This is a genomic window from Paeniglutamicibacter sulfureus, assembly GCF_030512175.1.
Lineage (GTDB): Bacteria > Actinomycetota > Actinomycetes > Actinomycetales > Micrococcaceae > Paeniglutamicibacter > Paeniglutamicibacter sulfureus.
The window spans coordinates 239,776-264,903 of sequence record NZ_JAULBL010000002.1; the positions used below are offsets into that span (position 1 = coordinate 239,776).

At 61.2% G+C, this 25,128-nt stretch carries 23 protein-coding genes; 18 read left to right on the forward strand and 5 right to left on the reverse strand.

The window, feature by feature from the left end:
* Window positions 1-12: 12 nt before the first annotated feature.
* Entirely contained in the window at window positions 13-294 is a 282-nt protein-coding gene (locus tag Q2T94_RS07765) for a hypothetical protein (protein WP_302263550.1), read from the reverse strand.
* A 12-nt stretch (window positions 295-306) separates the two neighbouring features.
* A complete protein-coding gene (locus tag Q2T94_RS07770) occupies window positions 307-849 on the reverse strand; it encodes a DUF6668 family protein (RefSeq protein WP_302263551.1) in 543 nt (180 codons plus the stop codon).
* A 274-nt stretch (window positions 850-1,123) separates the two neighbouring features.
* On the opposite strand from Q2T94_RS07770, the gene Q2T94_RS07775 reads away from it, so the two are divergent.
* The 5 genes from Q2T94_RS07775 (at window position 1,124) to Q2T94_RS07795 (ending at window position 5,979) form a co-directional block, all read left to right on the forward strand.
* Window positions 1,124-1,297, forward strand: coding sequence for a MerR family transcriptional regulator (locus Q2T94_RS07775; RefSeq protein WP_302263552.1), 174 nt, complete (start codon window positions 1,124-1,126; stop codon window positions 1,295-1,297).
* Window positions 1,298-1,371: 74 nt separating this feature from the next.
* Window positions 1,372-2,832 carry a hypothetical protein gene (locus tag Q2T94_RS07780; protein ID WP_302263553.1) on the forward strand — a complete coding sequence of 487 codons (1,461 nt, stop codon included), beginning with the start codon at window positions 1,372-1,374 and terminating at the stop codon, window positions 2,830-2,832.
* 12 nt (window positions 2,833-2,844) lie between these two features.
* Entirely contained in the window at window positions 2,845-3,972 is a 1,128-nt protein-coding gene (locus Q2T94_RS07785) for a transglycosylase SLT domain-containing protein (RefSeq protein ID WP_302263554.1), read from the forward strand.
* Entirely contained in the window at window positions 3,969-4,514 is a 546-nt protein-coding gene (locus tag Q2T94_RS07790; protein WP_302263555.1) for a hypothetical protein, read from the forward strand. Before Q2T94_RS07785 ends, Q2T94_RS07790 begins: the two co-directional genes overlap by 4 nt.
* A gap of 22 nt (window positions 4,515-4,536) precedes the next feature.
* A complete protein-coding gene (locus tag Q2T94_RS07795) occupies window positions 4,537-5,979 on the forward strand; it encodes a MinD/ParA family ATP-binding protein (RefSeq protein WP_302263556.1) in 1,443 nt (480 codons plus the stop codon).
* A 1,671-nt stretch (window positions 5,980-7,650) separates the two neighbouring features.
* On the opposite strand, the gene Q2T94_RS07800 is transcribed toward Q2T94_RS07795, so the two are convergent.
* Window positions 7,651-10,596 (reverse strand): FAD-binding and (Fe-S)-binding domain-containing protein, encoded by a 2,946-nt coding sequence (locus tag Q2T94_RS07800; RefSeq protein ID WP_302263557.1) that lies wholly within the window; start codon window positions 10,594-10,596, stop codon window positions 7,651-7,653.
* 159 nt (window positions 10,597-10,755) lie between these two features.
* Here Q2T94_RS07800 and Q2T94_RS07805 point away from each other — a divergent pair, with 159 nt between their 5' ends.
* From Q2T94_RS07805 to Q2T94_RS07845, 9 genes are all read left to right on the forward strand, one after another.
* Window positions 10,756-11,439 carry a GntR family transcriptional regulator gene (locus Q2T94_RS07805; protein ID WP_302263558.1) on the forward strand — a complete coding sequence of 228 codons (684 nt, stop codon included), beginning with the start codon at window positions 10,756-10,758 and terminating at the stop codon, window positions 11,437-11,439.
* A 211-nt stretch (window positions 11,440-11,650) separates the two neighbouring features.
* Window positions 11,651-12,571, forward strand: coding sequence for an alpha/beta hydrolase (locus Q2T94_RS07810; RefSeq protein WP_302263559.1), 921 nt, complete (start codon window positions 11,651-11,653; stop codon window positions 12,569-12,571).
* A 71-nt stretch (window positions 12,572-12,642) separates the two neighbouring features.
* Window positions 12,643-13,416 carry an IclR family transcriptional regulator gene (locus Q2T94_RS07815; protein ID WP_302263560.1) on the forward strand — a complete coding sequence of 258 codons (774 nt, stop codon included), beginning with the start codon at window positions 12,643-12,645 and terminating at the stop codon, window positions 13,414-13,416.
* 207 nt (window positions 13,417-13,623) lie between these two features.
* Window positions 13,624-14,262: an ABC transporter permease gene (locus Q2T94_RS07820; RefSeq protein ID WP_302263561.1), complete on the forward strand. Its 639-nt coding sequence runs from the start codon at window positions 13,624-13,626 to the stop codon at window positions 14,260-14,262.
* Window positions 14,255-15,259, forward strand: a complete 1,005-nt coding sequence (locus tag Q2T94_RS07825) for an ABC transporter ATP-binding protein (protein ID WP_302263562.1) — start codon at window positions 14,255-14,257, stop codon at window positions 15,257-15,259. The genes Q2T94_RS07820 and Q2T94_RS07825 overlap by 8 nt, the downstream gene beginning before the upstream one ends.
* Window positions 15,256-16,014, forward strand: a complete 759-nt coding sequence (locus Q2T94_RS07830) for an ABC transporter permease (protein WP_302263563.1) — start codon at window positions 15,256-15,258, stop codon at window positions 16,012-16,014. Before Q2T94_RS07825 ends, Q2T94_RS07830 begins: the two co-directional genes overlap by 4 nt.
* A gap of 22 nt (window positions 16,015-16,036) precedes the next feature.
* Window positions 16,037-16,990, forward strand: a complete 954-nt coding sequence (locus tag Q2T94_RS07835; RefSeq protein WP_302263564.1) for a glycine betaine ABC transporter substrate-binding protein — start codon at window positions 16,037-16,039, stop codon at window positions 16,988-16,990.
* Window positions 16,963-17,850 (forward strand): carbon-nitrogen hydrolase family protein, encoded by an 888-nt coding sequence (locus Q2T94_RS07840; protein WP_302263565.1) that lies wholly within the window; start codon window positions 16,963-16,965, stop codon window positions 17,848-17,850. Before Q2T94_RS07835 ends, Q2T94_RS07840 begins: the two co-directional genes overlap by 28 nt.
* A complete protein-coding gene (locus tag Q2T94_RS07845) occupies window positions 17,843-18,676 on the forward strand; it encodes a DUF6282 family protein (RefSeq protein ID WP_302263566.1) in 834 nt (277 codons plus the stop codon). The genes Q2T94_RS07840 and Q2T94_RS07845 overlap by 8 nt, the downstream gene beginning before the upstream one ends.
* A gap of 315 nt (window positions 18,677-18,991) precedes the next feature.
* On the opposite strand, the gene Q2T94_RS07850 is transcribed toward Q2T94_RS07845, so the two are convergent.
* Complete coding sequence (locus Q2T94_RS07850) at window positions 18,992-19,660, reverse strand: TetR/AcrR family transcriptional regulator (protein ID WP_302266379.1); 669 nt, start codon at window positions 19,658-19,660, stop codon at window positions 18,992-18,994.
* A gap of 67 nt (window positions 19,661-19,727) precedes the next feature.
* Complete coding sequence (locus Q2T94_RS07855; RefSeq protein ID WP_302263567.1) at window positions 19,728-20,855, reverse strand: alcohol dehydrogenase catalytic domain-containing protein; 1,128 nt, start codon at window positions 20,853-20,855, stop codon at window positions 19,728-19,730.
* 171 nt (window positions 20,856-21,026) lie between these two features.
* Here Q2T94_RS07855 and Q2T94_RS07860 point away from each other — a divergent pair, with 171 nt between their 5' ends.
* From Q2T94_RS07860 to Q2T94_RS07875, 4 genes are read left to right on the forward strand one after another with little or no spacing between them, the layout of a single operon-like run.
* Entirely contained in the window at window positions 21,027-21,869 is an 843-nt protein-coding gene (locus Q2T94_RS07860) for an alpha/beta fold hydrolase (RefSeq protein ID WP_302263568.1), read from the forward strand.
* 39 nt (window positions 21,870-21,908) lie between these two features.
* Window positions 21,909-23,429 carry a flavin-containing monooxygenase gene (locus tag Q2T94_RS07865; RefSeq protein ID WP_302263569.1) on the forward strand — a complete coding sequence of 507 codons (1,521 nt, stop codon included), beginning with the start codon at window positions 21,909-21,911 and terminating at the stop codon, window positions 23,427-23,429.
* A 59-nt stretch (window positions 23,430-23,488) separates the two neighbouring features.
* Window positions 23,489-24,259 carry an SDR family NAD(P)-dependent oxidoreductase gene (locus Q2T94_RS07870; RefSeq protein WP_302263570.1) on the forward strand — a complete coding sequence of 257 codons (771 nt, stop codon included), beginning with the start codon at window positions 23,489-23,491 and terminating at the stop codon, window positions 24,257-24,259.
* Window positions 24,256-25,116, forward strand: a complete 861-nt coding sequence (locus Q2T94_RS07875) for an SDR family NAD(P)-dependent oxidoreductase (RefSeq protein ID WP_302263571.1) — start codon at window positions 24,256-24,258, stop codon at window positions 25,114-25,116. The genes Q2T94_RS07870 and Q2T94_RS07875 overlap by 4 nt, the downstream gene beginning before the upstream one ends.
* Window positions 25,117-25,128: the final 12 nt, after the last annotated feature.

A 25,128-nucleotide genomic window follows, 5' to 3' on the forward strand; every position in this document is an offset into this window, starting at 1 on the left:
TGGTGGCTTCGTCTAGACGAAGACGTTGATGATGGTGCCCGCCGCTACCGCGAGGATGCAGACCAGGAGCGAGACCACCAGGCCCTTGAAGCCCTGTATTTCGCGGCCGGTGAAGGAGGCGAAGGCGAGGTATCCGGCGGAGCAGAGGAAGCCGGCGACTCCGAGCAGGATCACGGCCCAGGCGATCCAGTTGAGGATGGTGGTGAATCCCTCGGTTCCCGGGGGTTGTTCGGGGGTGGGGTTGGGGATGACCGAAGCCAGGTCCACGCTGGTGTTGAGCAGTTCGAAGAACATCTGCTGTCCTTTCTAGGGGGTCGGTGGTGGTGTGTTCAGTAGCCGGATGATTTTCTTGAGCCGTCCCGGGATCCGTGCGGGATCCGGCGGGGCGTCCAGCCAGGAGTCGATCCACGGGATGTGGGTGCCGCGGGGGACCATGCGCAGGAGGCGCTTGGTGGCTTTTTTGCGGCCGTCGGAGAGGTTGGGTCCGGCATCGATGATGACCAGGGCGGAGAGGATCGAGCCGGTGAGTTGGCCGCTGGCCCAGGAGCGGATGAACCGGTCCGTGGCCTCCAGGCCGGAATGGTCGTTGCGGGCCACCGCGATGACCGGGATCGGCCATTCCCGCTGTGTCCAGGCATTTAGGGACATCGGCCAGGCCCGGCCGATGTCCGAGGCCGGGGTGCCCAGCAGCGCGGTGAGCGTGGTGGCCCCGGCCCCGCCGTGCAGGCCCATGACGGCAATGCCCTCCACGGGGCCGACCTCCCGGGTGTCCCAGGATTCAAGGGGTGCCTCCAGCCGTGGTGAGAGGCCGGGGCTGGTGGGGCCTTGGACGAGGAGGGACGTTCCCATGAGGTCGTCCCTGATGTCCAGGACCCTTGCCTCCTCGATCACGGGTTGACGAGGGGTAAAAGGGTTAGACATGCCAGACACAGCTAGGTTCTCCTAAGTGGTGTTGGCAACATAAACTGTGATTCCAAGTACAGCATAAACACGCACGCTAAACGACGTCAAAACGGACAACGGTTTTAAACACTCGCAAGTGTCAAAAAACGTCTAAAAGACACTAAAAACGTTATCGGGCTTGACTTGCTTTACACCTATGACCCACATTGGAGTAGTGCAGATGAATGATCCACAAGCGGTAGACGCCCTGTTGGCGCAGCTGCCCGAGCTGTCGACCACCGAAGAAATCGCCGACCTGATGCGCGTGAAAACCGGAACGATCCTGAAATGGAGCAAGGACTTCGGGCTGAAATCGATTTCCGTGGGTGCCCGCATCCGCCGCTTCCGCAAGTGAGGACCTGCGGGCCTTCCTGCTGACCAGCGACGAGCTCAGCGACCCCGGCAGCGCCCCGTCCCACGGAGAGGAACATGAGGACTGATCCCGAAAAGGTCCCGGCCTTCCCCGTCTACACGCTGCAACTCAGCGCGGACCGCCAGGCCGTGACCCTTGACGGGGCGGCGGTGCCCCTGGACGCAGACGAGGACTTCGTCAGCGCCGGCACCGCCGCCATTGTCGCCAAGCTCCACCGCCACGGCCTGGACGCAGTGCGCGCCAGGGTGCTGGATGCCTCCACCGACACCCAGTGGGACATGATCGTGGACTCCGGCGGCCAGTTCCTGGACCTGACTCCCCAGCAGGAAGCCGCAGCCGCCACCCGCGAACGCCACCACCGGCGCAGGCGCCTGCTGATCCGCTGCTTCGCCGCGACCCTGGCGATCCTGCTTGGGGGCGCCGTCGCCGCCGCCGTCGTGGCGGCAAACCAACCGGCGGCCCACCCCGTGGCCTACACACCCGCCGGGGCAGGGGCCACCCTACCCGCCGCCCCGCCCCCGGCGCATTCGCCCACCGCCACCTGGAGCCACCCGGCCGCCGCGGACAGCACCGTGAACCTGGTCGAGGACGGCATGCTCCTGACCGTGGATCCCGCCGGCACCATGACCGGGCGGAACCCCGCCACCGGGCAACCCCTGTGGCGGGGAAGCAAGGCGCCGTTGGATGTGCGCAGCGTGCACAAGACCACGTGGGCCGGGCAACCCGTCTACGCCGCAACCACCGGACGCGAGCTGCTGCTCTGGCCTACCCGGATGCCCGAAGACACCGACAGCGTCTCGCCTACCGCTATCCCGCTGGAATCACAGCACAGCGCCCGCGTGGATGTCGGCACCCCCTACATCGACCTGGGCGACTGGTACATCAGGATCCCCGACGCCACCGGGACTCTGCAGGAGGTGATGATCCCCCCGGGATCCACCGTCCTGACCACCACCGGCGACGGACAGGTCATCACCGCCAACCACGACACGATCTACACCCTGGACAATCAGGGAGCCATCACCGCCCAAGGCCCCTACACCGCCCCCGAGGGGACCACCGGGTACCCGACCCACGTGTGGGGACTGGACGCATCGAACCTCCTGCTGGGCTGGGGCGGGGCCTCGCGCACCCTGGCCGTGCTGAACCTCGAAACCCGACAGATCCCTTTCAGTGCACAGCCCCGCTCCCTGCCGGGGGCCCGGAGCGTCCCGCTGGTCGATGCCCAGGCACGGACCGCAGCCATCGGATCGGTCGGACTGCGCTACGGGGCCAACCCCGCGGTGGTCGACCTGAAATCCTTCACGCCCACGGCGGTGCGCGGCCCGGTGGTGTATGCCAACACCAACAACGGCCCGGTGACGATGGACCTCACCGGCAGCGCACCGGAACCCGAAACCTGGGAAAGCTACAGCCCCCGGGACCCCGCCCCCGCACTGGTCACCCCTGATGCGGTCTACCTCGTGGCCACCCAACTGGAACGCACGGTGGTCTACCGCTCCGACCGGGTGCAGTAGGGAAGGCGAAGCGTGGTAGAAAACCCCGGGGGTACCGGCAAGATCCTCCTTGGCACCGGCATGGTCCTGCTGCTGGTCCTCATGACGCCGGTGCTGTTGTTCATGGGCGGCAGCGAAAGACAGGCCGCCGACCCCTTGGGCCCCTGCCTGCCGCCGGGGGAAAACGGCACCCACGGCACGGACACAACCAGCAGCGTTCCGGAGCAGTACCGTGAAGCCCTCGATAAGGCGGCACGAACCGCCGGCCTTCCCGCCTCGCTGCTGGCGGCCCAGATCAAGCAGGAATCGGGGTGGAACCCCCGCGCCGTTTCGCCCGTGGGCGCCAAGGGCCTGGCGCAGTTCATGCCCCAGACCTGGGCCGAATACGGCAACGGCAAGGATCCCTTTGACCCGTTCGCGGCCCTGGATGCCCAGGGCCGCTACATGAAATACCTCGTCGATGTCGTCTCCGCCCTGGCCACGTCCGAAACCCAGAAGATCGAATTCGCGCTGGCCGCCTACAACGCCGGCCCCGGAAACGTCCAAACATACGGCGGCATCCCACCCTTTAGCGAAACCCGGGATTACGTCACGAAGATCATGGAAAGCTCCCAGGTCGATTATTCATCCTCCTGTGAACCACCCGGTGGTTTTGAATTCGGGGACCTGGGCCCCGGCGACTGGGTCAATCCCCTTCCCGGTTCGCGCCTGACTTCGCCCTTCGGAACACGCCCATGTCCGCTGTCCAGCTGTGCGGGCAGACCGTTCTTGCTCTACCACGAAGGCATCGACCTGGCCGGCGGAGACGAGATGTTCTATGCGCCCACCGACATGGAAATCACCTATGTCAGCGCCGGAGCGAGCGACCGGCTCTACGGCGTGTATGGCAACTACATTTTTGCGAAGCAAACCCAGGCCCCGTACCTCGTCTTTGAGTTCCACGAAGCCAGGGACAACTCCCTGCTGGTGGAAACCGGCGACATCGTCAGGGCCGGCACCCCCCTGGGTGCCCCCGGAGCCACGGGCAACTCCTCGGGCGTTCACCTCCACTTTCAGATCAACCGCCCCGACACCACGTCGATCTACGCACCGGCGGTCAACAACGGAAAATCCCTGGACCCCATGCCATACCTCAGGGAGAAAGGGATCTCGTTCCAGTGAAACCCAAAACCAGCGCCCTGCTGGCAGCAACCCTCCTTGCCCTGTGCACGGCATGCAGCCAGCCGGCCACACCCGAGCCCGCACCGGCCGCCGCCCCCGGCGCGGCCTCCAAAGCACCGTTCTCAGCCACCGAGGAACCCGGATCGACTGAGGATCCCGGCGTGGCCGCGAAGAAAAAACTGGCCTTTGAAGCCGCTAGGATCATGACGACCTGGACACCGGCCGAGGACTTCAACCGCACCGCCGCAGAACAACGGGCCAGCCACCTCATGACCGGGCAGCGCGCCCAGGAAATCATGGTCCCGGAACGTCCGGCCAGCGGTGTCCAATGGCTCCAGGCGGCCCAAAAGCAGGCGACCAGCCAACCACGCATCAGCCTCGAAGAAGAACACCACGCTACGGACACCATGGCCGTGGTGTCCACCTGGCAATGGATCACCCCCGACGGGGACAGCTTCGCCGGTGAAAGCTACCTTTTCCACTTCACGTTCACCGACGAAAAGCCCTACAAAATCCGTGATTACACCTACAGCAGCCGCTAGACAGAACCCAGGAGAACCTGACATGAGCACTCTGCAATCCAGCGTGGAAGCGACCTTGCATGAGGACGGCACCGCCAGCGTCACCATCGAGGGCCACCACCAGCACCTCGACACCGACACTGCCGAAACGGCACGCAGCAAGACACTGGACATCGTCATCGAACACGCACAAACCACCGGTGCCACGGTCAGGGCCCTCATGCACGACACCACCGGCCGGTGGCCCCTCCTGGTCCACCCCAACGGCACCGTGGAACCCGACACGGAGAACATCGTCCCCGCCCCGGCACAGGATCCACCCACGGCAACCCCACAGGCCAAACGCCGCCAAGCCAACCCCGCTCCGGCCAAGCCACACGCCGCAGAGGCCCCCGCACGGTCCGCAGCAGCGACAGCAGGGAAAGCACCCAAACCAACGAGAACCGGCAAGAATCCCTTCCTCCCGGACAGCCCCGAAGCCCCGAACAAGCCGGAAGCCCCAGCCGAACTTCCCGGACGCCGCGAAGCACGCAGCTCTTTCCTTGTCACCGAAACAGTCGAGAAACCAGCGACCCGGGGATTGCGGGGCGTCCTCACCCGTGCCGGGATTCGAGTCAGCCCCGGCGACGCCGAGCGCGCCGAGCGGGCCGATGCACAGGCCGTGAGCCAGCACTGGCCAGGACAGCGCACCATCGCCATCGTCAACGGCAAGGGCGGCGCTGGCAAGACCCCCACCACCGTGCTGTTGAGCGCCATCTTTGCCCGCTACGGCGGCGCAGGAGTCCTGGCATGGGATAACAACCAGACCCGCGGCACCTTGGGCTGGAGGACTGAGCAAGGACCCCACGAGGCCACCTTGCTGGAACTGCTGCCCGAAACCAACCGACTGCTCAGCACCAGCGCACAATCCGCGGACCTGGCGCACTTCGTGCACCACCAAACCCGCGACAAATACGACGTGCTGCGATCAAAGCCCATGGCCCTGGCCCACGAACAACGCATCGAGCCCGCCGACGTGGACGCCATCCACTCGGTGGCCGCCAAATACTACCGACTGATCTTCATCGACTCGGGCAACGACGAATCGGACCCCATGTGGCTGCGCATGATCGACCACGCCGACCAACTCGTCGTGGCCACCAGCACCCGCAACGACCACGCAGAAGCAGGCGCACTGCTGCTGGAAGGGCTGGCCGAACGCAACGAACACTCCGCGAGACTTACCCGTGAAGCCGTAGCCGTTGTTTCCCAAGCCGATCCCAAGGCCACCCGTACCGACATGGAAAGCGTCGCAAAGGGCTACGAAGCACTGGTGCGCCAAGCCGTACAGGTACCCCATGACCCGGCTCTGGTCGATGGCCAAATCTTCTACGAATCCCTACGCCCAGCGACACAGCGCGCCTGGCTCGCCGCTGCAGCCGCAGTGGCAGGTGGCCTCAGCCGAAATCGGGCTCTGGGGAGGATCCGTACGGAAATTCACGCTTAGGACGTTGCGGTGTTGATTTCCGGCATAATACGCACTCGTTCAGGATCCAGCGATATGAACCCGTTGCGTCGCTCGGCACAAAAATTTGCCTTGGACAGCTGTGTGGGAATCCCGCGGGTTCGCCTCGATTACGACAGACTGAGGGGGCCTCCCCCGACCCTTTTATTAAACCGATAATAAATATTATGTCAACTAATAAAGAGACTATTTGCAAAACGTGCAGGTACTCCGTTTTAGATACCTTGATCGTGTTTAGACCAACCGCGTTCTGACCTGTTGTTCTATGCTCGCTTCTCCGAAGGCTGCATGGGGCGTCAGATTGACGCGCGCTGCCGTGGTTTCAGCTTGCGACAACTGTTTTCACGTTTGGCTATTGCATTTCTTGCGGGTTGTCTGCATTATTTCCATCCATGCATGCATGCATGCATGGATCCCTCGTCGTGTGCCGCTCTGGGATTTCCGTCTTGGTTCAAGGTGATCCGGCCGTAGCCGTCGTCGCTGGTAGCCCCGACCCAGAACCAATAGCCCTCCGGAGGCGGGCCTTTGATCACCTTTGCCCATAACCGTCATTTCCCCCATGGATTACCTCTTGGTGAGGAATCGCAACTTTCGGGACCGGACTCGGGAGGTTGCCTCACTATGTATAGTCAAGAGTCCAATACGCGGTTCCCCTCCCTGTCCATACAGTCAGTAGAACCTCGGCAGAATAGCCGACACCAAGAACGCCAGGCGAGTGGCGTTTCCGGGCATCACTTCCAGCACGCCAGGACGATGCCAGTCCCCCAGACTTAACCCCAAGTTGGTCAGCATCAGGGCACCCCGCCAAATGTTTCCCCCCAAGAGGCATTTGGCACTCAAGTTTCCCCGGCGGCTACTTTCCCAAGGGTAGCCGCCCTCGGCATCGCCGGGCGTGCTGATGCTTGTTGCTTACCCACATCGACCTCAAGTACGGAGCCGCACCAAAACTCATCCGCCTCGCCAAGTCAGGGATCATCAGAATCGCCACCAAGGGCAAGAACGGATGAAAACCCTAGGGCTTCGCGTGGTCTCTCCCGTCCGCCCACGCCTACGGGTCAGCTTTACGGAGCCGCACGCACGGCGCCGGTCGGCGTCAGCGGCCGTGAGCACGCGAATGGCTGGCTCAGCCCGGTGCATTTTTGCAAAGACGTCGGCGAGTAGCTCGATGCATCCCCACCGACCCTTACATCCCAGGATGAAAAAGTACGGCACCGTGGTCGAGAGTACGGCCGGGGTTTGCCCACACGATCCCCCGCTCGGCAAGCCCCGGCCCCTGAAAGAGGGCTCCCCCAAGAATCCCCCAGCTCCCTTGCAACTTCTTAGCGCTGGAATGGCCTACTTAGAGTTGACGAAACACAACTCCCGGTGTCCTTCCATGCTGTGGACATAGTTTCAGGTCGGGTCATCGGTCCCATAGGCCCGAATCCCTCGGGGGTTTCCCGCGGGCATCCCGGGCGTTGGCGGGAACCGGGATCAGCGATCGACGGTGCCTGAGATGAAAGCTCTAGCATGCCCAATGCCGCGGGCAAGACCCAGCCCAGACACTGAAGCATCAAACAACGGGGGCCGAACAATATGTGTTCGGCCCCCGTTCGCCATCACCCACTGCCGGACAGCGGGTCCCTTCGCAGAGGGCAGGGGTAGGTGCAAATCCTATGATGCCTCGTGCAAAGACGGGGTCTGTGGCTCTAGGTCATTCAACCGCGCAGCGACAAGTACCTGTGCCAGGTGCATTCCCGAGGCGTCAGTGCCCTCGGAAATCTGGGTTCGACAGGAGAACCCGTCAGCCAGCACGAAATCTCCCTCGGCACGTCCGCGGATCGCTGGGAAGAGCTCGCGTTCGCCGAGGGAACGGGAGAGCTCGGCGTGCCCGGGTTCGAAGCCCCAGTTACCTGCCAGTCCGCAGCAGCCCGTCTCGATCTCGCGTTCGTTAATGCCAACAGCGGCCAACACCTTGGAAGATGGTAAGTGGTCGCCTTGGGAGCGTTCGTGGCAGTGCACTTGGGAGACGGCACCAACATTGAGTGTGCCGAAAGGCCATGCCGCACTCGGTTTCCCGTCGACCGGCACGTGTTTGGCCACCAGTTCACCGAATGGCACCATCGCTGCGGCCAGCGCAGCGGCACGCGGGTCGTTCGGTACGAGTTCGGTGATCTCGTGTCCCAGCATCACGGTGCAGGATGGTTCCAGTCCGATGACCGGGTAACCGGCATCTAGCAGCGGTTCCATGACTTTGAGCGTGTGACGAATGACCTTGCGGGCCGCATCCAGTTGTCCAGTGGAGTGCCATGTGAGTCCGCAGCAGACGAATCCGTCAGGGATGACAACCGTGTATCCCAGGGCCTCGAGCACTTCGACGGCTGCCTTGCCGGGGCCGGTGTCCAGGTGGTTGTTGAAGGAGTCGGGCCAAAGCACCACGGTCTTGTCCGGGCTTGAAGGGGCACTGCCTCGCTTCCTGGACCACGCCTGCAGGGACTCCGGCGCAAATGCGATCATGTTGCGGGTTGGTTCGATGCCACCGAGCTTCTTGACCAGCATTTCCATTGGTTTGAAGCGTAGGAGCGCATTGGTGGCATTTGCAGCCCCCGGGATCGAGTGCAGGATTCTGGTGAGCACCGGTAGCCAGCCCATGGTGTAGTGGGCCATGGGGCGTAGGCGCTTTTCGTAGAACCTGTGCAGGAACTCGGATTTGTACGTGGCCATGTCCACGTTGACCGGGCATTCGGAGGCACACGCCTTGCAGGAGAGGCACAGGTCCAGGGCTTCCTTGACTTCTTCGGACTTGTAGGCCGAGGGAAGGGATTCGCCGCGGAACATTTCGGAGAGCACTCGAGCGCGGCCGCGGGTGGAGTGCACCTCGTCGCCGGTGGCTTGGAAGGATGGGCACATAGCCCCCTCGGCGGAACGACAGGCTCCCACACCGACGCAGCGGTTCACGCCGTTGACCAGCGAACCCTTATCTCGAGTGAGAACATGCACCGGCAATAGTTCGTGTTTGCGTTGCCCTGGCCCGGGGCGTAGCCGGTCATCGATCTTCTCAGGGTCGATAAGCACTCCGGGGTTAAAGATGCCGGTGGGGTCGAAGATCTTCTTGAAGCCCTTGAAGGCGTCAAGCACCTCGGGGCTGTAGATGCGGTCCAGCAATTCGGACCGGGCACGCCCGTCGCCGTGTTCGCCGGAGAGCGATCCACCGTAGCGGGCGACGGTTTCGGCGGCGGCTTCCATAAAGGAGCGGAAAACTGCCAGGCCTTCCTCGGTGCCCAGGGTGAAGGAAATACGCACGTGCACGCAGCCCTCGCCGAAATGGCCGAAGGGAATGCCACGCAGGCCGTGCTCGGCCATCAGCGCGTAGAGGTCACGCAGGTAGTCCGCCAGGTGCTCGGGCGGCACGGCCGAGTCCTCCCAGGACGGCCAGGCCTCCCCGCCATCGGGCAATCGGGTGACGATTCCGGCCGAGGCCTCGCGGATGCGCCACAGGGTCCGGACGGCTCCGGGATCGGCGACGACCACCGCATCAATCGCGGCAACGGAGTCGGCGTCCAAGTATTCGACGGCCAAGGCGTCGGCGATAGCTTGGGCCTCTACGGGTGTGCGCCCCGCAGTTTCGCAGTAGAGCCAGCCGCCGGCCTTTTCCACGCCGTTGGCGTACCCTCCGGCCATGCCGGGAAGTTCGGAGCCGGCAAGTTCTTGTCCGGGACGTGAACGCAGCGCATCGAGCAAATCACCGCCCATGCCCTCAGCAGTGGTGATGCCCGGACGGCGCATGGTCGCTGCAGCGGCTGCCGCGTCGAAGACGGTTTCAAAGGCAAGCACTACAAGCGCTGTGGCCTTGGGCTTTTTCACAAGCTTGACAGTGAGTTCGGTGATCACGCCGCAGGTGCCTTCGGTGCCGGCGAAGGCTCGGGCCGTGTTGAACCCGTTTTCCGGCAGCAGGTAATGCAGGCCGTAGCCGGAGACCTGGCGCGGGAAGCGGCCAAGCTCGGTGCGCAGCGGGGCAAGGTTCCCATCACGTAGCTTCTTCAATTCGACATTGAGCTGGTGGTTGTCTGTGCCGGTGGAGCCGAGAGTGACGGTTGATCCGTCGGAGAGCATGACCCTGACCGATTCGACGTTATCCGCCGCGGTACCCCAGGCCAACGAGTGCGATCCGCAGGCATTGTTCGCAACCATGCCACCGACGGTGCAACGGCTGTGCGTAGAGGGATCCGGGCCATAGGTGAGGCCGAACTCGGCTGCCGCGTCGCGCAATTGATCGCAAATCACCCCGGGCTGGATACGGGCAGTCTGGGCAACCGGATCGATCTCCAGGATCCGGTTGAAGTACCGCGAGGTGTCAAGGACCAGACCCTCGCCGATGGCATTGCCCGCCACCGAAGTGCCGCCACCTCGGCTGGTCACACTCATCCCCTCGGCCGCAGCGTAGGCAATCGCCTCAGCAATGTCCTTCTCGCTGCGGACCTCGAGAATGGCCGCCGGCAGCCGGCGGAAGATGGAGGCGTCCGAGACGTATGCGGCGCGGGCTGTCATGTCCGTGCGCAAACGCGATCGAATGTTGGTTTCTGCAGGGGTGGCGGGTGACGTCAGCGGAAGAAGTTCCATGACAAAGGCCTCTCTTAGGACGGGTGAAACCAGAGTAACATGTTACGTGCATTCCGATTATGTCGATATCGGAATGTCGAACGTCCAGACCAGTCAAGGTGAGATAATCAGGAAATGACTAGTTCCGATTCCCCTTCACTGCCGAATCGCGGTGCAACCTTGACCGAGCAGGTCATGGATTTTGTGCGCACCGCCGTAGTTTCCGGGGACCTCGAAGTGGGCAAGCTTTACAGCGTCTACCAACTTGCGCAGTCGTTGAATATTTCCCGGTCCCCCGTGCGTGATGGGCTCTTGCGTCTGGAGGAAGCGGGACTGATCGAGTTCTCCCGCAATCGTGGATTTCGCGTCATCCCCACAAGCCCGTACGACGTGGCTGAAATCTTCTCGTTGCGCTTGGCGCTGGAGGTTCCGGCCGCGGCACGGGCCGCGGCCGCGCGCACCGACGAGCTGGTCGAACGGTTCGCTTTGCTGGAAGAGAAGATGTGCGCCGCCGCTTCCATGGGTTCAGAGGACGATTTCTTCGCCCTTGACCAGGAACTACACGATTTGATCCTGGGTGCTGCCCGCTCCAACCGAGGACGCGAGATCGTCAATAGGCTACGTGTGGCGACCCGTTTACTGGGAGTCTCGACAGCGGGCAAACAACGCACGATGAATGACATCATCGCCGAGCACTCGCCCATCATCGAAGCCATCACGGCAGGCGACAAAACAGCGGCCGCAACGGCAATGAGAGAACACCTCTCCACTACCGGTCGACTTTTGGTAGCCCAAGCCGTCGAAGGACAGAATTTCGCGGTGGATCCCGAAGCCCTGTGGCTGGAACTCACCGACTGCTATTAGTACTCCGGTCGACCAACAAGGACCGTTGCTGAGTTCTGGCCCAAAATGAATCGATGCGTTTATTGCAACGGTTGATTGCAGTTATTGCAAATCACGTCGATAGTTGTTTTTGTGATTGAGACGCAAGACACATTGCGGCTCGGGATGGTCACGGACACCAAATTGCGCACCAGCCGATGTGTTGGGGACAGCGTTTTCGACGGAGGAAAACATGATTGAAAAGCAAACGACGTTCTTTAGCGAAGGCAGTCGACTTCAGGCCACGCTGTACTACCCCGACAATGTTTCGGGCCCCGAGCCGCGGCCAGCGCTGATCATCAACTCGGGATACCAGGGATTCAATGAGTTCTACCCGAAGATGTTTGCCGAGCTGATGACGCAGCACGGCTACATTTGCCTGGGGTTCGACTACCGCGGCATGGCCGACAGTGAAGGCCCCAAGGGCCGAGTCCTGATCGAAGAGCAAGCAGTCGATATCCGCAACGCCATTACGTTCCTGCAGACTCAGCAGGATGTCGATGATGCGCAGATCGGACTCATCGGATGGGGCATGGGTGCCGCTAACGTGGTTCTCGCCGCGGAAAAGGCACAAAACGTTGCGGCGGTGGCGTCCCTGAACGGCTTCTACAAGGGCGAGCGCTGGCTTGAGTCCATCCACTCGGAGGCCGAATGGACCAAGCTACTGCAAGATGTTCGAGAGGACCGCATCCAGCGCGTGCTGGAAGGCGAGTCGCGACTTGCCGACACCTTCGAGCACTACCCCCTGGACCCGGCAACCGACGATTACGTGCAGAAGGAACTCGCACAGGTCTACGGATTCGGGCACCCGACGCGGATCCAGTTCACGGAATCAATCCTGGACCTGAACGTGGAAAAACACGTTGCGAACCTAGGCGGCACTCCGCTGTTTATCGGGCACGGCACCAACAATGCCCTGCACCCGTACGCAGAAGCCGAGGGCCTCTACGAGGCGGCGGTAATGCCGAAAACGATTTACAGCATCGATGGCCGACACAACGATTTCATGTACGTCGACCACCCCGTCTTCATCGAGCTGTGCGAACGCCTCAACGAGTTCTTCGCGCAGGCATTTGTGCAGAGCTCCGGATCGGTACGCGGCGTTTCAGCCTAGGAATTCATGTCGAGATGTTCTTTTAGCAACACTGTGTTGCGAAGATCACATCACACACCTAGTATCTGGGGATGAAAATGAAGCAGACACAGAGTAGCGCGGCTCGGGTTATGGCGATTCTTGAGGCGATTGGCTCTGCGGATGCAGCACAGTTCCCCGACGGTATGACTGTTGCTGATGTCTCCCGCGTGATGGAACGAGATAAGTCCGTCGTCTCGCGGCAACTCAAGAGTCTTTTGGAGACCGGGCTGATCGCCCGGGATCCGGAAGGCCGATACGAGCTGAGCTGGCGACTGTTTGTCTTGGCCCAAAAGGCGGGGGGCCAACGACTCAAAAAGATCGGTGCGCCCTTCATGTTCCGGCTAACTGAGCTTGTACGCGAACGGACATATATGTCGGTTCTGAGCGACGGCGAGGTCCTGACGGTGCATTCAGAAAGCTCCCGCCGTTCAATCGAAGCTTCGGGGTGGGTTGGCCGTACAGTGCCCGTCAGCAGGAGTTCCAGCGGAATGGCGCTGCTTCTCGACCACGAGGACGACCACATCATCGACATTGTCAGAGGCACGCAAGCTGGGATTGGCAAGCGCGAAGCACAAGAATTCCTGGGGCAGGTCCAGCAAGCCAGACTGAAGGGCTATACGTTGGCCAACAGGATTTTCGATCCAGAACTGTTGGGAATCGGCGCCCCGGTGCGCGACTATTCCGGTCGGATCACGGCGGCTGTAAACGTTTCGGGGCCGGCGACGCGGATTGAGCCGCACATAGAGATTTTCTCCAGGCATTTGCTCTCAACCGTTCGCAACCTTCAACATGCGCTTTCCCTGGGGCCCAATAGTTCCAATTGAAGCTGTCGGGTTTCCTCACGGGCCGATACATCCAATTCCTTCCCTGCACTAGAAAAAACGACCAGGAGTTTACATGCAACATCCTGCCATGCCATTTTTTGGGGCTGGGGTACCGGCCATAATCGAGAATTCCCGACTTGAGCCAGGTCCACTCCTTATGAAGGGGCCGATGACGCTTCTGACATCGAATAGGGGGGCACCGTGTTCTTGGAATATCTGACCGAAAATTCGGCCAGGCTGCTGTTCCTTGCGCAGCAGCATGCCGAACTGGTGCTGCTGAGTGTGGCAATTTCCGCCGTGTTGGGGGTTGGTCTCGCTTTGGGCACGGAATCCATGCCTCGGGTGCGGCACGCCCTGCTTTCTGTCACCGGAACGATGCTGACAGTTCCTTCGTTTGCCCTGTTTGCCTTGATGATTCCGTTGCTGGGATTGGGCGTTGCACCGACGATTGCGGCACTAGTTGTTTACGGCATTTTCCCAATTCTCAGAAACACCGTGACCGGCATCGAGAGTGTGGATCCCGCGGTAGTTGACGCAGCCCGGGGGAATGGCATGGGACGCAGTGAACGCATCAGGACCGTCGTCCTGCCGCTGGCTTGGCCGGTGATTCTCAACGGCATGCGAACCGCGACCATCATGTTGGTGGCAACAGCCGCCATCGGTGCCGTAGTCCGTGGTCCGGGCTTGGGAGACCTAATCTTCCGGGGGCTAACCCGTATCGGCGGAGCCAACGCCCTGAACGAAGCTCTCGCGGGAGTGATCGGAATTGTGCTCGTCGCCCTCGTTCTGGATCTCCTGTTCATCTTGATAGCAAAATTCACCACCGTGCGAGGATTAAATGTCTGAATATCCAGGAAACAAGTCCGACACCATGATCTATTTAGAAGGTGTGTCCAAGCGCTATCAGAACCAGGGCAGCGACGCAGTGTCCGGTCTCTCGATGGAAATCAAACGAGGCGAATTCGTCGTTTTGGTCGGCCCCTCGGGCTGCGGAAAGACAACCACCCTGCGCATGATCAACAGGTTGGTGGAACCAACCGCGGGGAAAATCTGGATTGAGGGCCAAGACGTCACCCACATCGACCCGGACCAATTGCGCCGAGGGATCGGCTATGTCATCCAGCAGATTGGATTGCTGCCCCACCTAACGATTGCCGAAAACGTTGCGCTGGTTCCCAAGCTCCTTGGTGCATCCAAGCGCAGCCGCCGCGACCGTGCCGAGGAGCTGCTCGAGCTCGTCGGGTTGGATCCGTCCATCTACGCGGACCGATACCCCAAGCAGCTTTCGGGAGGCCAGCAACAACGAGTCGGTGTGGCGCGCGCGCTGGCCGCCGACCCGCCGATCATGCTCATGGATGAACCTTTCGGTGCCGTTGACCCCATTGCGCGGGAAAAACTCCAACTGGAATTCCTGCGATTGCAGAAAAAGATCCGCAAAACGATCGTCATGGTCACCCACGACATCGACGAAGCCCTGAGGCTCGGCGACAGAATCGCGATCTTCGATGTTGGGTCGCGCTTGGCACAGTTCGACACCCCGCTTGAGATCCTCAGCAATCCCGCCGACGATTTCGTACGGGATTTTGTGGGAACCGGGGCCTCGGTCCGACGCCTTTCGCTGCTAAAGGTACACGAGGTCATTGGACACTCATCGCCTGAAGCCAATAGCCTCCTGCGCACCGTTGACGTGAACCCGGAGGAGAGCGTTCACAGGGCGTTGGAACGTGTGCTGGCCGGCGGCGCCGAAGGGGCAACCGTCAGGTTTGTAAATGGCGACACGCGCACGATCGATATCCAGGGACTGCTTACCGCTGCCGCGCAACAGAGCGCGGTGCCGTCATGAGTTCCATGGTCATAGAGAAAGTCGGAGTCTCCAGCATCAGGCGTTCAACCCGTTGGGTCATTCCAGCCGTTGTCGCCTTGCTCGTGGCAAGCACTATGGTTTACATCGGATCCGTCGATCTTGATTCGAGTGAGATTCGAAGCCTGGCGCCCGAAGTCATCTTTCGCTCGCTGTGGGAACACACCCAGCTCGTGGCGGTTTCAACAGTCCTGACCATCGCCATTGGGGTTCCATTGGGGATCCTGCTGACCCGACCCGGGGCAAAGGGCATCAGTTCCATGATCCTGGCTATGGCAAATGCCGGACAGGCTGTTCCCTCCATCGGAATCCTGGTGCTGCTGGCGATGATCTTCGGTGTTGGTTTCTGGATGGCTGTGATCGCTTTGGTGGCCTATGCCCTGTTGCCGGTGCTCCGCAACACCATGGTGGGCATCAATCAGGTGGATCCGGCAATAATCGACGCTGGCCGCGGAATGGGGATGAGTACCCGGGAGATGCTCTTCGCCATCGAGCTCCCACTATCGATCCCCGTCATGTTAGCCGGCATCCGAGTTGCCCTCATACTCAATGTTGGAGTGGCAACACTGGCAACATTCACCAATGCCGGTGGCCTGGGTTCGATCATTTCCGCGGGAATCTCGCTTAACCGCATGCCGGTTTTGATTGTGGGCAGCGTCCTCACCATATGTCTTGCGCTCATCGTTGATTGGCTCGCTGGCATCGCTGAGCAACGCCTGCGCCCGAAGGGAATCTAACGTGTCCGGAAGAAGCGAAAGAATGAAAATGCGTAAGAGCGCAATTGCGCTGGGTCTGTTGGGAACGCTGTCACTCAGCGGCTGTGCTTTGTTCGGCAATCCCCCCGGTCAAGCCGTTGGCAAGGTCCTCGATGGCCCGTTGAGCGGCATGACAATCAACGTTGCGTCGAAGAACTTCACGGAACAGCTGTTGTTGTGCGAAATCACCGCCCAGCGACTGGAATCCCAGGGAGCAAGTGTCCAAAGGACATGCGGCATGAGCGGTTCAAGCGCTGTTCGCTCGGCGCTGACCAGCGGTGCTGTGGACATGTATTGGGAATATACGGGATCGGGCTGGTTAACCCACCTCCAAAAGAGCGAGACGATCACCGACCCGGAGCAGATGTATCAGGAGCTCAGCGTAGCGGACCGGAAGAACGGGATCGAGTGGTTGTCGCCAGCGGCCGCCAACAATACCTACGCTGTCGCAATCAGGTCAGAAAAAGCGCAGGAATTGGGCATAGCCACGGTTTCGGACTACGCAAAACTGGCCAACTCGGATCCGGGAAGTGCAACATTTTGCGGGGCCGCAGAATTCCTGGGCCGTGATGACGGATGGCCGGGGCTGAAGGATGCATACGGCATTGACCTTCCCCGCGACAGCGTTGCCGAATTGGCCGACGGGGCAATTTACAACGCCATCGACTTGGGCAACCCCTGCAATTTCGGTGAAGTGTTTGCAACTGATGGTCGAATTGCCGCTTTGGGGCTGACTGTGCTCGAAGACGACAAGGGGTACTTCCCGCCCTACAATCTTTCATTGAACATCAGGACCGAGAAGCTCGATGAGAACCCCGAAATAGAGGTGCTTTTTGAACCCGTCAGTGCACTGTTGACGACGACTGAATTGCAAAACCTCAATGCTGAAATGGATATCTCTGGCAAGACCCCCGTGGAAGTGGCTGATTCATGGCTGACGAAAAACAAGCTCAAATGACGCAGTCTCCTATCGACGAGCTGCGCGTCGGGATCCTGCAAACCGCTCCAAAATTCGGCGAAGTAGAGTCGAACATTCGACGGATCGAGGAACTCAAGGGGCAGTTAGAGGGCGTGGACATAATCTTGACGCCAGAATTGGCGATTAATGGCTTTGGGTTTGGTGCCGACTTGGATTACCGACCCCTGCACCTGGGCGACAATCGTCTGGCGAGTCTGCTCAGCAGTCGAACGCCGATAGGGCTTGGATTCGCTGCCGAGTCCGAGTTGAGGCTGCCGTACAACGCGTACGCGATTGCCGGGGATGGAGAGCACCGTGTGCAACACAAAATACACCCGGTCTCCTACGCGCCATGGAATGAGCACTTGTCCTTCGAATCCGGGGATGCGGTGGTTTCAACCCAAATCCAAGGCGCCAGGTGCGCCACTGTGATTTGCAACGACATGTGGCATCCGTCCATCCCCTGGTTGGCCGCACAAACCGGGGCCGAGGTGTTGATCGTGCCTGTGGCAAGCATCGAGGGAGCGAATGCCGATCTCGTGCAACGGACGTGGCAGGTGATTCTCGAACACACGGCACTTCTGCTCCAATGCTATGTGGTCTTCATCAACCGTTGCGGAACCGACAGTGGCGCAACGTTCTGGGGGCGTTCCCGGGTCGTTGGGCCAGACGGAAAGATTCTGGTTCAAGCCGGTGCAACCGAGGAAACCCTCCAGGCAACGCTTGATCTCAAGGCACTGCGCGCGCTTCGAGCACAGTCGCCTGTGCTGGCAGAATCCCGCCACGACGTGGTCGTCAACGGCCTCAACGGCCAGACCGCGAGTTCCAGGAACAAGAAAGGAAGCACTTCGAGTGTTTGATGTACACGTTCATGCCGCTCCAGACGTGATCGGGAGAATCGGCAACGACGATGACATTTGCAGGGAGTACGCCAAGGCCGGATTTTCCGGATTTGTGCTCAAAGCTCACCACGAATCGACCGTCGGCAGGGCCGCATCACTTGCCAGGTCCTCGGGGTTGGACGTTGTCGGGGGTATCGCACTCAACAGGCCGGCCGGCGGCGTGAACCCGGCAGCCGTCGTTTCGGCATTGGAAAGTGGTGGAAGGGCGGTGTGGTTTCCGACTGCCGATTCCCATACCCAGGAGACCGCGGCGCTGCCGCGGCTGAGCGATCTGGATCCTAGGCTTGACCGCACCGTTCTCTCGGTACCCCCGGTGCTCGAGCCGAACGCTCGGCAGGCAAGCGATATTTCCCTGGTGTTGGATCTCATCGCTGAATACGACGCCGTGCTGTGCACCGGACATGTGAGCACCGCGGAGTGCGTTTGGCTCTTGGAGCAAGCGCAAAAACGCGGCATCAAGCGTTTCCTGCTCACACACCCCTCCTACACGGTGCCCGGGATGAGCGTCAGCGAGATAGCGGAATTGGCTGAACGCGGGGCATTCGTGGAGATCACCGCCTTCCAAATGTGGCATCAACCCGGCATGACCGCGGGCTACTTGGCTCGGATCGCAAAGGCCGCAGGCGACAAGTTGGTCTTGGCCTCGGACGCTGGACAGCCAAATAGCCCTTACCCGCCCCAGGCGTTGCAGGAGCTGGTTTCGGCGCTTCGAAAGGAAGGGCTGGATGAGGGTCGGCTGGCGGCTGCTGCTTCAGCTGTTCCTCGTACTCTCATCCTGAACTGACGTCGGAGCCACAAGTGATAACCCAGCAATCAACGGCCTCGGTCGATCGCATCTTTGCTGGTTCCAGCATTTTGTGGAGGTCCTTGGGTGAATCGGTCGATTCAGAAGACTCTTCCGGAATGGTCAGTCTTGACTGGTCTCGCAAGCCGATCCCCATAGCGACATCCAAAACGTTTTGGAGCCAGCCCGTGGAAATCCATTGCTGGTTGCATGGCAATGATCATGAGACGCTGGCAGTAGTGCGCACCCAAATACCAGTCCTAAGGGCGGAACATTCTAGGCTGGTGCGGGAGAACGCAATCCTAAGCTGAGCGACTAGGAATTGCTGAAGAGAGGCTCGATTTGAACACGTAGACGTTTTTGAAGCCGTTCCCAAAAGCCGTCTGGTGAAAATTGGCGTACCGGGGATCTTAGGACTTCGTGGATGTAGGTGGCATTGCAGTTTTGGGCTACCACGCGCGATTCCACGTCCGGCCTGAAGAACCCCGCGGACGAGGCAGAATCCAGGATGGATGAAACCAGCCCGATGATTCGGTCGCCTTGGGCAATGCTTTGCGCTCCGAGCTGGGTTCCTGCCCGAAATCCGTAGTGGAGGTAGCTGGTGACGTTGTCGGGGTCGGCGCGGAAGAACTTTGCGCGCTCCTCGAAGACCGCATATACGCGGGCGATGTAGTCCGCGGCTGTGCGGGAACTTGGGGCGCTGAGCTGATCGGCGGCCTCAATCGCGTCGATCGCCTGGTTCATGCTTTCGCCGATGACCAAGAGCAGCAGTTCATGTTTGGTGGTTACGTATCGGAATAGGGTTGCTTCCCCCACGCCGGCGCGTTCGGCCACTTCCTTGGTCGTGGTTTGTTCGTAGCCTCGCTCGTTGAAGAGCTCCTCGGCGGCTGCGCGGATTCTCCGAAAGCGCTCTAGGCGCGATCGCTCGCGAAGTCCCAGGTGTGCTTCGTCCGCGGATTCGCTGGCCAGAGCCATGGTTTCCATCACTGGCAGTACTTCCTTTGCGCTTGGAGCTTGTGCCCGCATTGGGACATCGAATCCATATTGGACACTACGGCTGCTCAAAGGAAATGATTTGCCGCACGGCGTTTCCCTCTGCCAGTGCATCCATGGCTTCATTGATCTTATCCAACGTGATCACTGAAGAGGTTAGCTTTTCCACAGGTAATTTGCCCTCTCGCCACAATTGTTCGTAGCGAGGTATGTCTCGGCTTGGCACGGCAGATCCGAGATACGAACCCACGATGGTCCGCGCCTCGGCAGTCAGACCAAGCGGTTCGATCGATGAGTGTGCGCCGGGTGCAGGTAAGCCCACGGTCACGGTGGTGCCGCCGGCGGCGGTGATCCTCACTGCGGTTTCGAAGGCGCGTGGATGTCCGGCGGCCTCGATCACGACCTGCGCCTTAATGCCCAGGTCTTCGATCTCGGTGGGCGTATATGCGTCCGTTGCCCCCAACTCGCGGGCAAGCGAGAGTTTGTCCGGATTGGCGTCCACTCCGATAATTCTCCCCGGAGTGTTCCACGTCGAGACGATGGCACGCGCCGTCAACAGCGCCGCCATTCCGACTCCACCTAGCCCAACGATGATGATGTCTTGACCTTGTTGGGGTTTCCCGGCATTCAGTACCGCGCCGCCACCGGTCAGAACCGCACATCCGAGAACTGCGGCCACGGCCGGCGGAACGTCGAGACCAACGGGGACCACGGAGTTTCGATCCAGCACTGCATGGGTGGCGAAGCCCGACACCCCGAGGTGATGCAGGATCTCCTCCCCGTTGCGGCTGATGGCGCGGGTGCCGCTCAACAATGAGCCGGTGCCATTGGCCGCGGTACCTGTGCTGCACGGTAGCTTGCCGTCCGTCTTGCAGTTTGCGCATTCCTCGCAGCGCGGCAGGAACACCGTGACGACTCGATCCCCGACCTTGAGGTCGGATACATCCGACCCGATCCCTTCCACGATTCCTGCAGCCTCATGCCCCAACAGCATAGGTAGCGGTCGAGGCCGGTCGCCATTGACCACCGAGAGGTCGGAGTGGCAGATACCCGCAGCCTCGATTCGGATAAGCACCTCACTTGGCCCCGGGTCGGCGAGATCGAGTTCGCAGATCTGCAGTGGGCGCGACCGCGCGTAGGGGCGGCTGGCGCCGGATGATTCAAGAACTGCACCGGATATTTTCACTGGTGGCCTTTCATGGGATTGTGCTTCATGTCACGAATGTGCTTTTATGGGAGTCTAATCCGCACGGAGTGCACTATCAAGATTTTATCCGCTCATCCGGAAATCTCTGGCCATTGTGCCGCATCGCGGCATGTCACTCGCTATCGACGACACCGACTAAGGACGAAAGACTTGAAAATTCATCCAGACGCTCATGAGGGCACCGTCCAGGTCGCCGGGCTTGCAGTCCCCTTCTACGACACCCTTGCACCGCAGGACACTCGGGAAACCATCGTCCTAGTTCATGGCACAGGCGGCAGTGCGGCGACGCATTTTCGGACCCTCTATCCGATGTTGGCCGCGCGCTACCGGGTGCTGGCGCTAGACCTGCAGACGCCCGCGGCGGGACTGACCCTGGAATGCTATGCCGCACAGGCCGCGGCCGTCATCCAGAAGCAGGTCCCCGGTAGCCCCGTGCATCTGCTCGGCTATTCCCTCGGGGCGCTCGCGGCCTCGGTGCTTGCCGCAAGCCATCCGGAGCTGGTTCGAAGCCTGAGCCTGGTGGCCGGCTGGATCTCTGCGGACAACCAACAGCTGCTGCGCAACGGCATTTGGGACAAGCTGTTTGCCACGGACCACGAGCTGCTTCGCGAGTTCGTCACCTTTACGGCCTTCGGCCCGCCCTTCCTGGCCGGACGCAGCAAGGGCGAGGTGGAGCAGTTGGTTTCCAGCAGGGTATTCCCCGAGGGAATCTCACAGCAGATGGAACTGAACCGCATCGCGGATATCGGCGATGTGCTTGGCTCCATTGGTGCGCCGACCCTGGTCATTGCCGGACGCCACGACGCCATGGTTCCCGCCCGCCAAACACAGTTGCTCTACGGGGCGATTCCCGATGCCCGGTACGCGACGATCGACAGCGGACACGCCATCGTTCACGAACGGCCCGCCCAGCTATTTCAGATTGTCAACGAATTCATCACGGATCCCCGGGCAACACCGGCGGGCCTGGTGCACGATCCCATCTTCGTCTAATTCACCACCAAGCACGCAACGAACAAATTGGAGAATCACGTGGAAACAAACACGAAATCGCGCGTTTCAAGTGTTGATGTCATCATTATCGGTGCCGGTTTTGGCGGACTGGGCATGGGCACGAAACTGGCACGCGAAGCCAAGCACTCTTTTCTTATCCTGGAACGGGGGAAGGATGTCGGGGGCACCTGGCGCGACAACCACTATCCGGGTGCGGCCTGCGATGTCCCCTCACACCTCTATTCATTTTCCTTCCGCCCCAACCCGGAATGGTCACACACCTTTGCGCCGCAGCGGGAGATCCTGGACTACATGCGCGGCGTGGCCAAGGAAGAGGGCCTGCTGGAGCGCATTGTCTTCGACGCCGAGGTAACCGATGCCCGCTGGGATGAAATGGCGGGCCGCTGGCGGGTAAGCGCCGGCGGCGTCGAGTATTTTGCGAAGAATCTCGTGACGGCGGTGGGTCACCTTTCGGAACCGAAGTTCCCCAACATCGCCGGAATCGGTGACTTCACCGGGGAGCTCTTCCACTCGGCACAATGGAACGACGAGGTCGACCTGACGGGCAAGCGGGTGGGCATCATCGGATCGGGGGCAACGGCCATCCAGGTCCTCCCGGAAATCGCGAAGGTGGCATCAGCGGTTGTGTCTTTCCAACGCTCGGCGCCGTATGTCACCCCGCGCCCGGACCGCGCCTACACGGACGCCGAAAAGGGGTTGTTCCGCAAGCGGCCCGAAGCGATGCAGGAACTGCGCGAGGAAATGTTCTGGGCCAACGAGGAACGCTACGCCCAACGACGCAACACCCCATCCCTGGTGTCGGCCGCGGCGCAGGTCGCACTTGACCACTTACATCGCGAAATCCAGGATCCCGTTTTGCGCGAGAAACTGACCCCGGACTACACCTTCGGGTGCAAGCGCGTGCTCAAGTCCAGCGACTACTACCCCACCTTCCTGTTGGGCCATGTCGAACTGGAAACCGATGGCATTGCAGAGGTCACGGCCACCGGCATCCGCACCGCATCGGGGCAGGAACACGAGTTGGATGTCATCATCGCCTGCACCGGCTTCGAGGCCACCGACCTGCCGATCGCCTACCTGCTCCACGGCCGAGAAGGGAAACCGCTGAGCGAGCAGTGGGCCACCGGCATGCAGGCCTACGCCACCAGTGCCGTACACGGCTTCCCGAACCTCTGGATCATCAACGGGCCGAACACCGGCCTGGGACACAATTCAGCGGTGTACATTGCCGAATCCCAGATCGACTACATCATGCAGGCACTGAACTACCGCGAAGGCCAGGGGCTGGTCGCACTGGAAGTGAGCGAGGAAGCGGAAGAGGCCTTCATGGATGAGGTCGATAGGTTGGCCGAGGGAACGGTATGGCTCGAGGGCGGGTGCAAAAGTTGGTATGTCGATTCTCGCAATGGCCGGCTGACGACGCTCTGGCCCGAGCCTGCCTACACCTTCCGCCAAGTGAATTCGGTATTCACTCCGGAACCATACCTGGAGCAGACGAACCTCTCGCTGCCTGAACCCGTTCTGGCAGAAGCCCACTAGCAAAACACCATGAAAGAGTATCTGGTGGACCACGACTTCCAACGTCCAAGGAGCACATCTTGAGCATCACCACTACACCCGCGCGCTGCGTCGTCGTCACCGGCGCGGCAGGCGGAATCGGCCAGGGAATTGTCGAGTCATTCCTGGCCACCGGGGATACGGTCATTGCCGTCGACGCGGTGGCCGAAGCGCTTTCCGCCCTGCGCTCCAACCTCGGAACCGACACCGATCAACTGCGCACCATCGAGGGGGACGTCACCGATCCCGCCTCGTGGACGCAGATCGCCACCGAGACCGTCACGAGCGGGGCCAAGGAAATCATTCTGGTGAACAACGCCGGAATTTCCCCGAAGCGCGACGGCGAGCGTATCCCCGGCGTTGAGGTCCCCTACGAGGAATGGGCCCGTGTTTTGGAAGTTAACCTCACCGGACCCTTCCTGGGCATCCAGGCGCTGGCCCCCTTGATGAAGCAGGCCAAGTTCGGTCGCATCATCAACATGTCATCCCTGGCCGGCCGGGACGGCGGTCGCCTGGGCGGAGTCCACTATGCCGCAACCAAGACCGGCCTGCTCGGAGTCACGCGTTACTTCGCCCGGGAGTTGGCTCCCGACGGCATCACGGTCAACGCGATCGCCCCGGGACGCATCGGTGTGGGCATGGTCGGAAGTGTCTCCGAGGAGGTGAACAGCGCGTACCTGAGCCGCATCCCGGTGGGCCGGCTGGGCATCGCCAATGACGTCGCCCAGGCCGTGCAGTACCTGGCGGCCTCGGACAACGGCTTTGTCACCGGGGTGACCGTGGACGTCAACGGCGGGTCGTACATGGGATGAGCGGCACATTCCTCTCGTCCAAGGGCCGCCCGGAGTCGCTTGCGGGCAAGGTCGTGTTCATCACCGGGGCCGCCGGCGGGATCGCTCTGGCCACAGTCGAGGAACTCGCCCGGCTCGGCGCCAAGACGGCACTGGTTGACCGCGAACGGTCCACGCTGGAGGCTATCGTGGATCGGCTTCCCGGGGACCATCTGGGAATCGTGGCCGATGTGGGCGACTATTCCTCGCTCCAAGACGCCGTCGCGCGAACCGTCGAGCACTTCGGCGCCATCGATGTGGTCTTTGCCTGTGCCGGCATCGGCAGTGCATCGACTGTTGCCGCATCGGACATCGACGCGTTGACGCGCATCATCGACATCAACCTCTGCGGTGTCATGCGCACGGTCAAGGCCTGCCTCGAAGAAGTCACCAGATCGCAGGGGTACGTGCTGTTGATGAGCTCGGCAGCGGCACTGAAGAACGTGCCGCGCGCCAATGCCTATGCTGCCTCCAAGGCCGGCGTGGAGGCATTCGGAGGGGCCTTGCGCCTGGAGCTCGCGCACAAGGGCGTAGCGGTGGGCGTGGCGCATCCTGCATGGGTCAGCACCGGGATGATCAGCGGAAGCGGCGCGCGGGGCGCTGAAAGCCGATCACTGCCGTGGCCCTTCAGTGTGGTGTCCTCGACCGAGGAATGCGCCCGTCACTTGGTAGGGGCGATGGAGCACCGCAAGCGCAAGGTCTTCATTCCCGGCGCGCTGGCAATCTTTGACCCCCTGCGCTGGTTGTCGACCGGGCCCCTGTGGGACAGATTCATGGCCCGCAGGGCCGGGCGCAGCGTCACAGCCTGGGAAGCCGCATTGGCTTCCCTGAGTTCCTAAAAATCTTCCGCC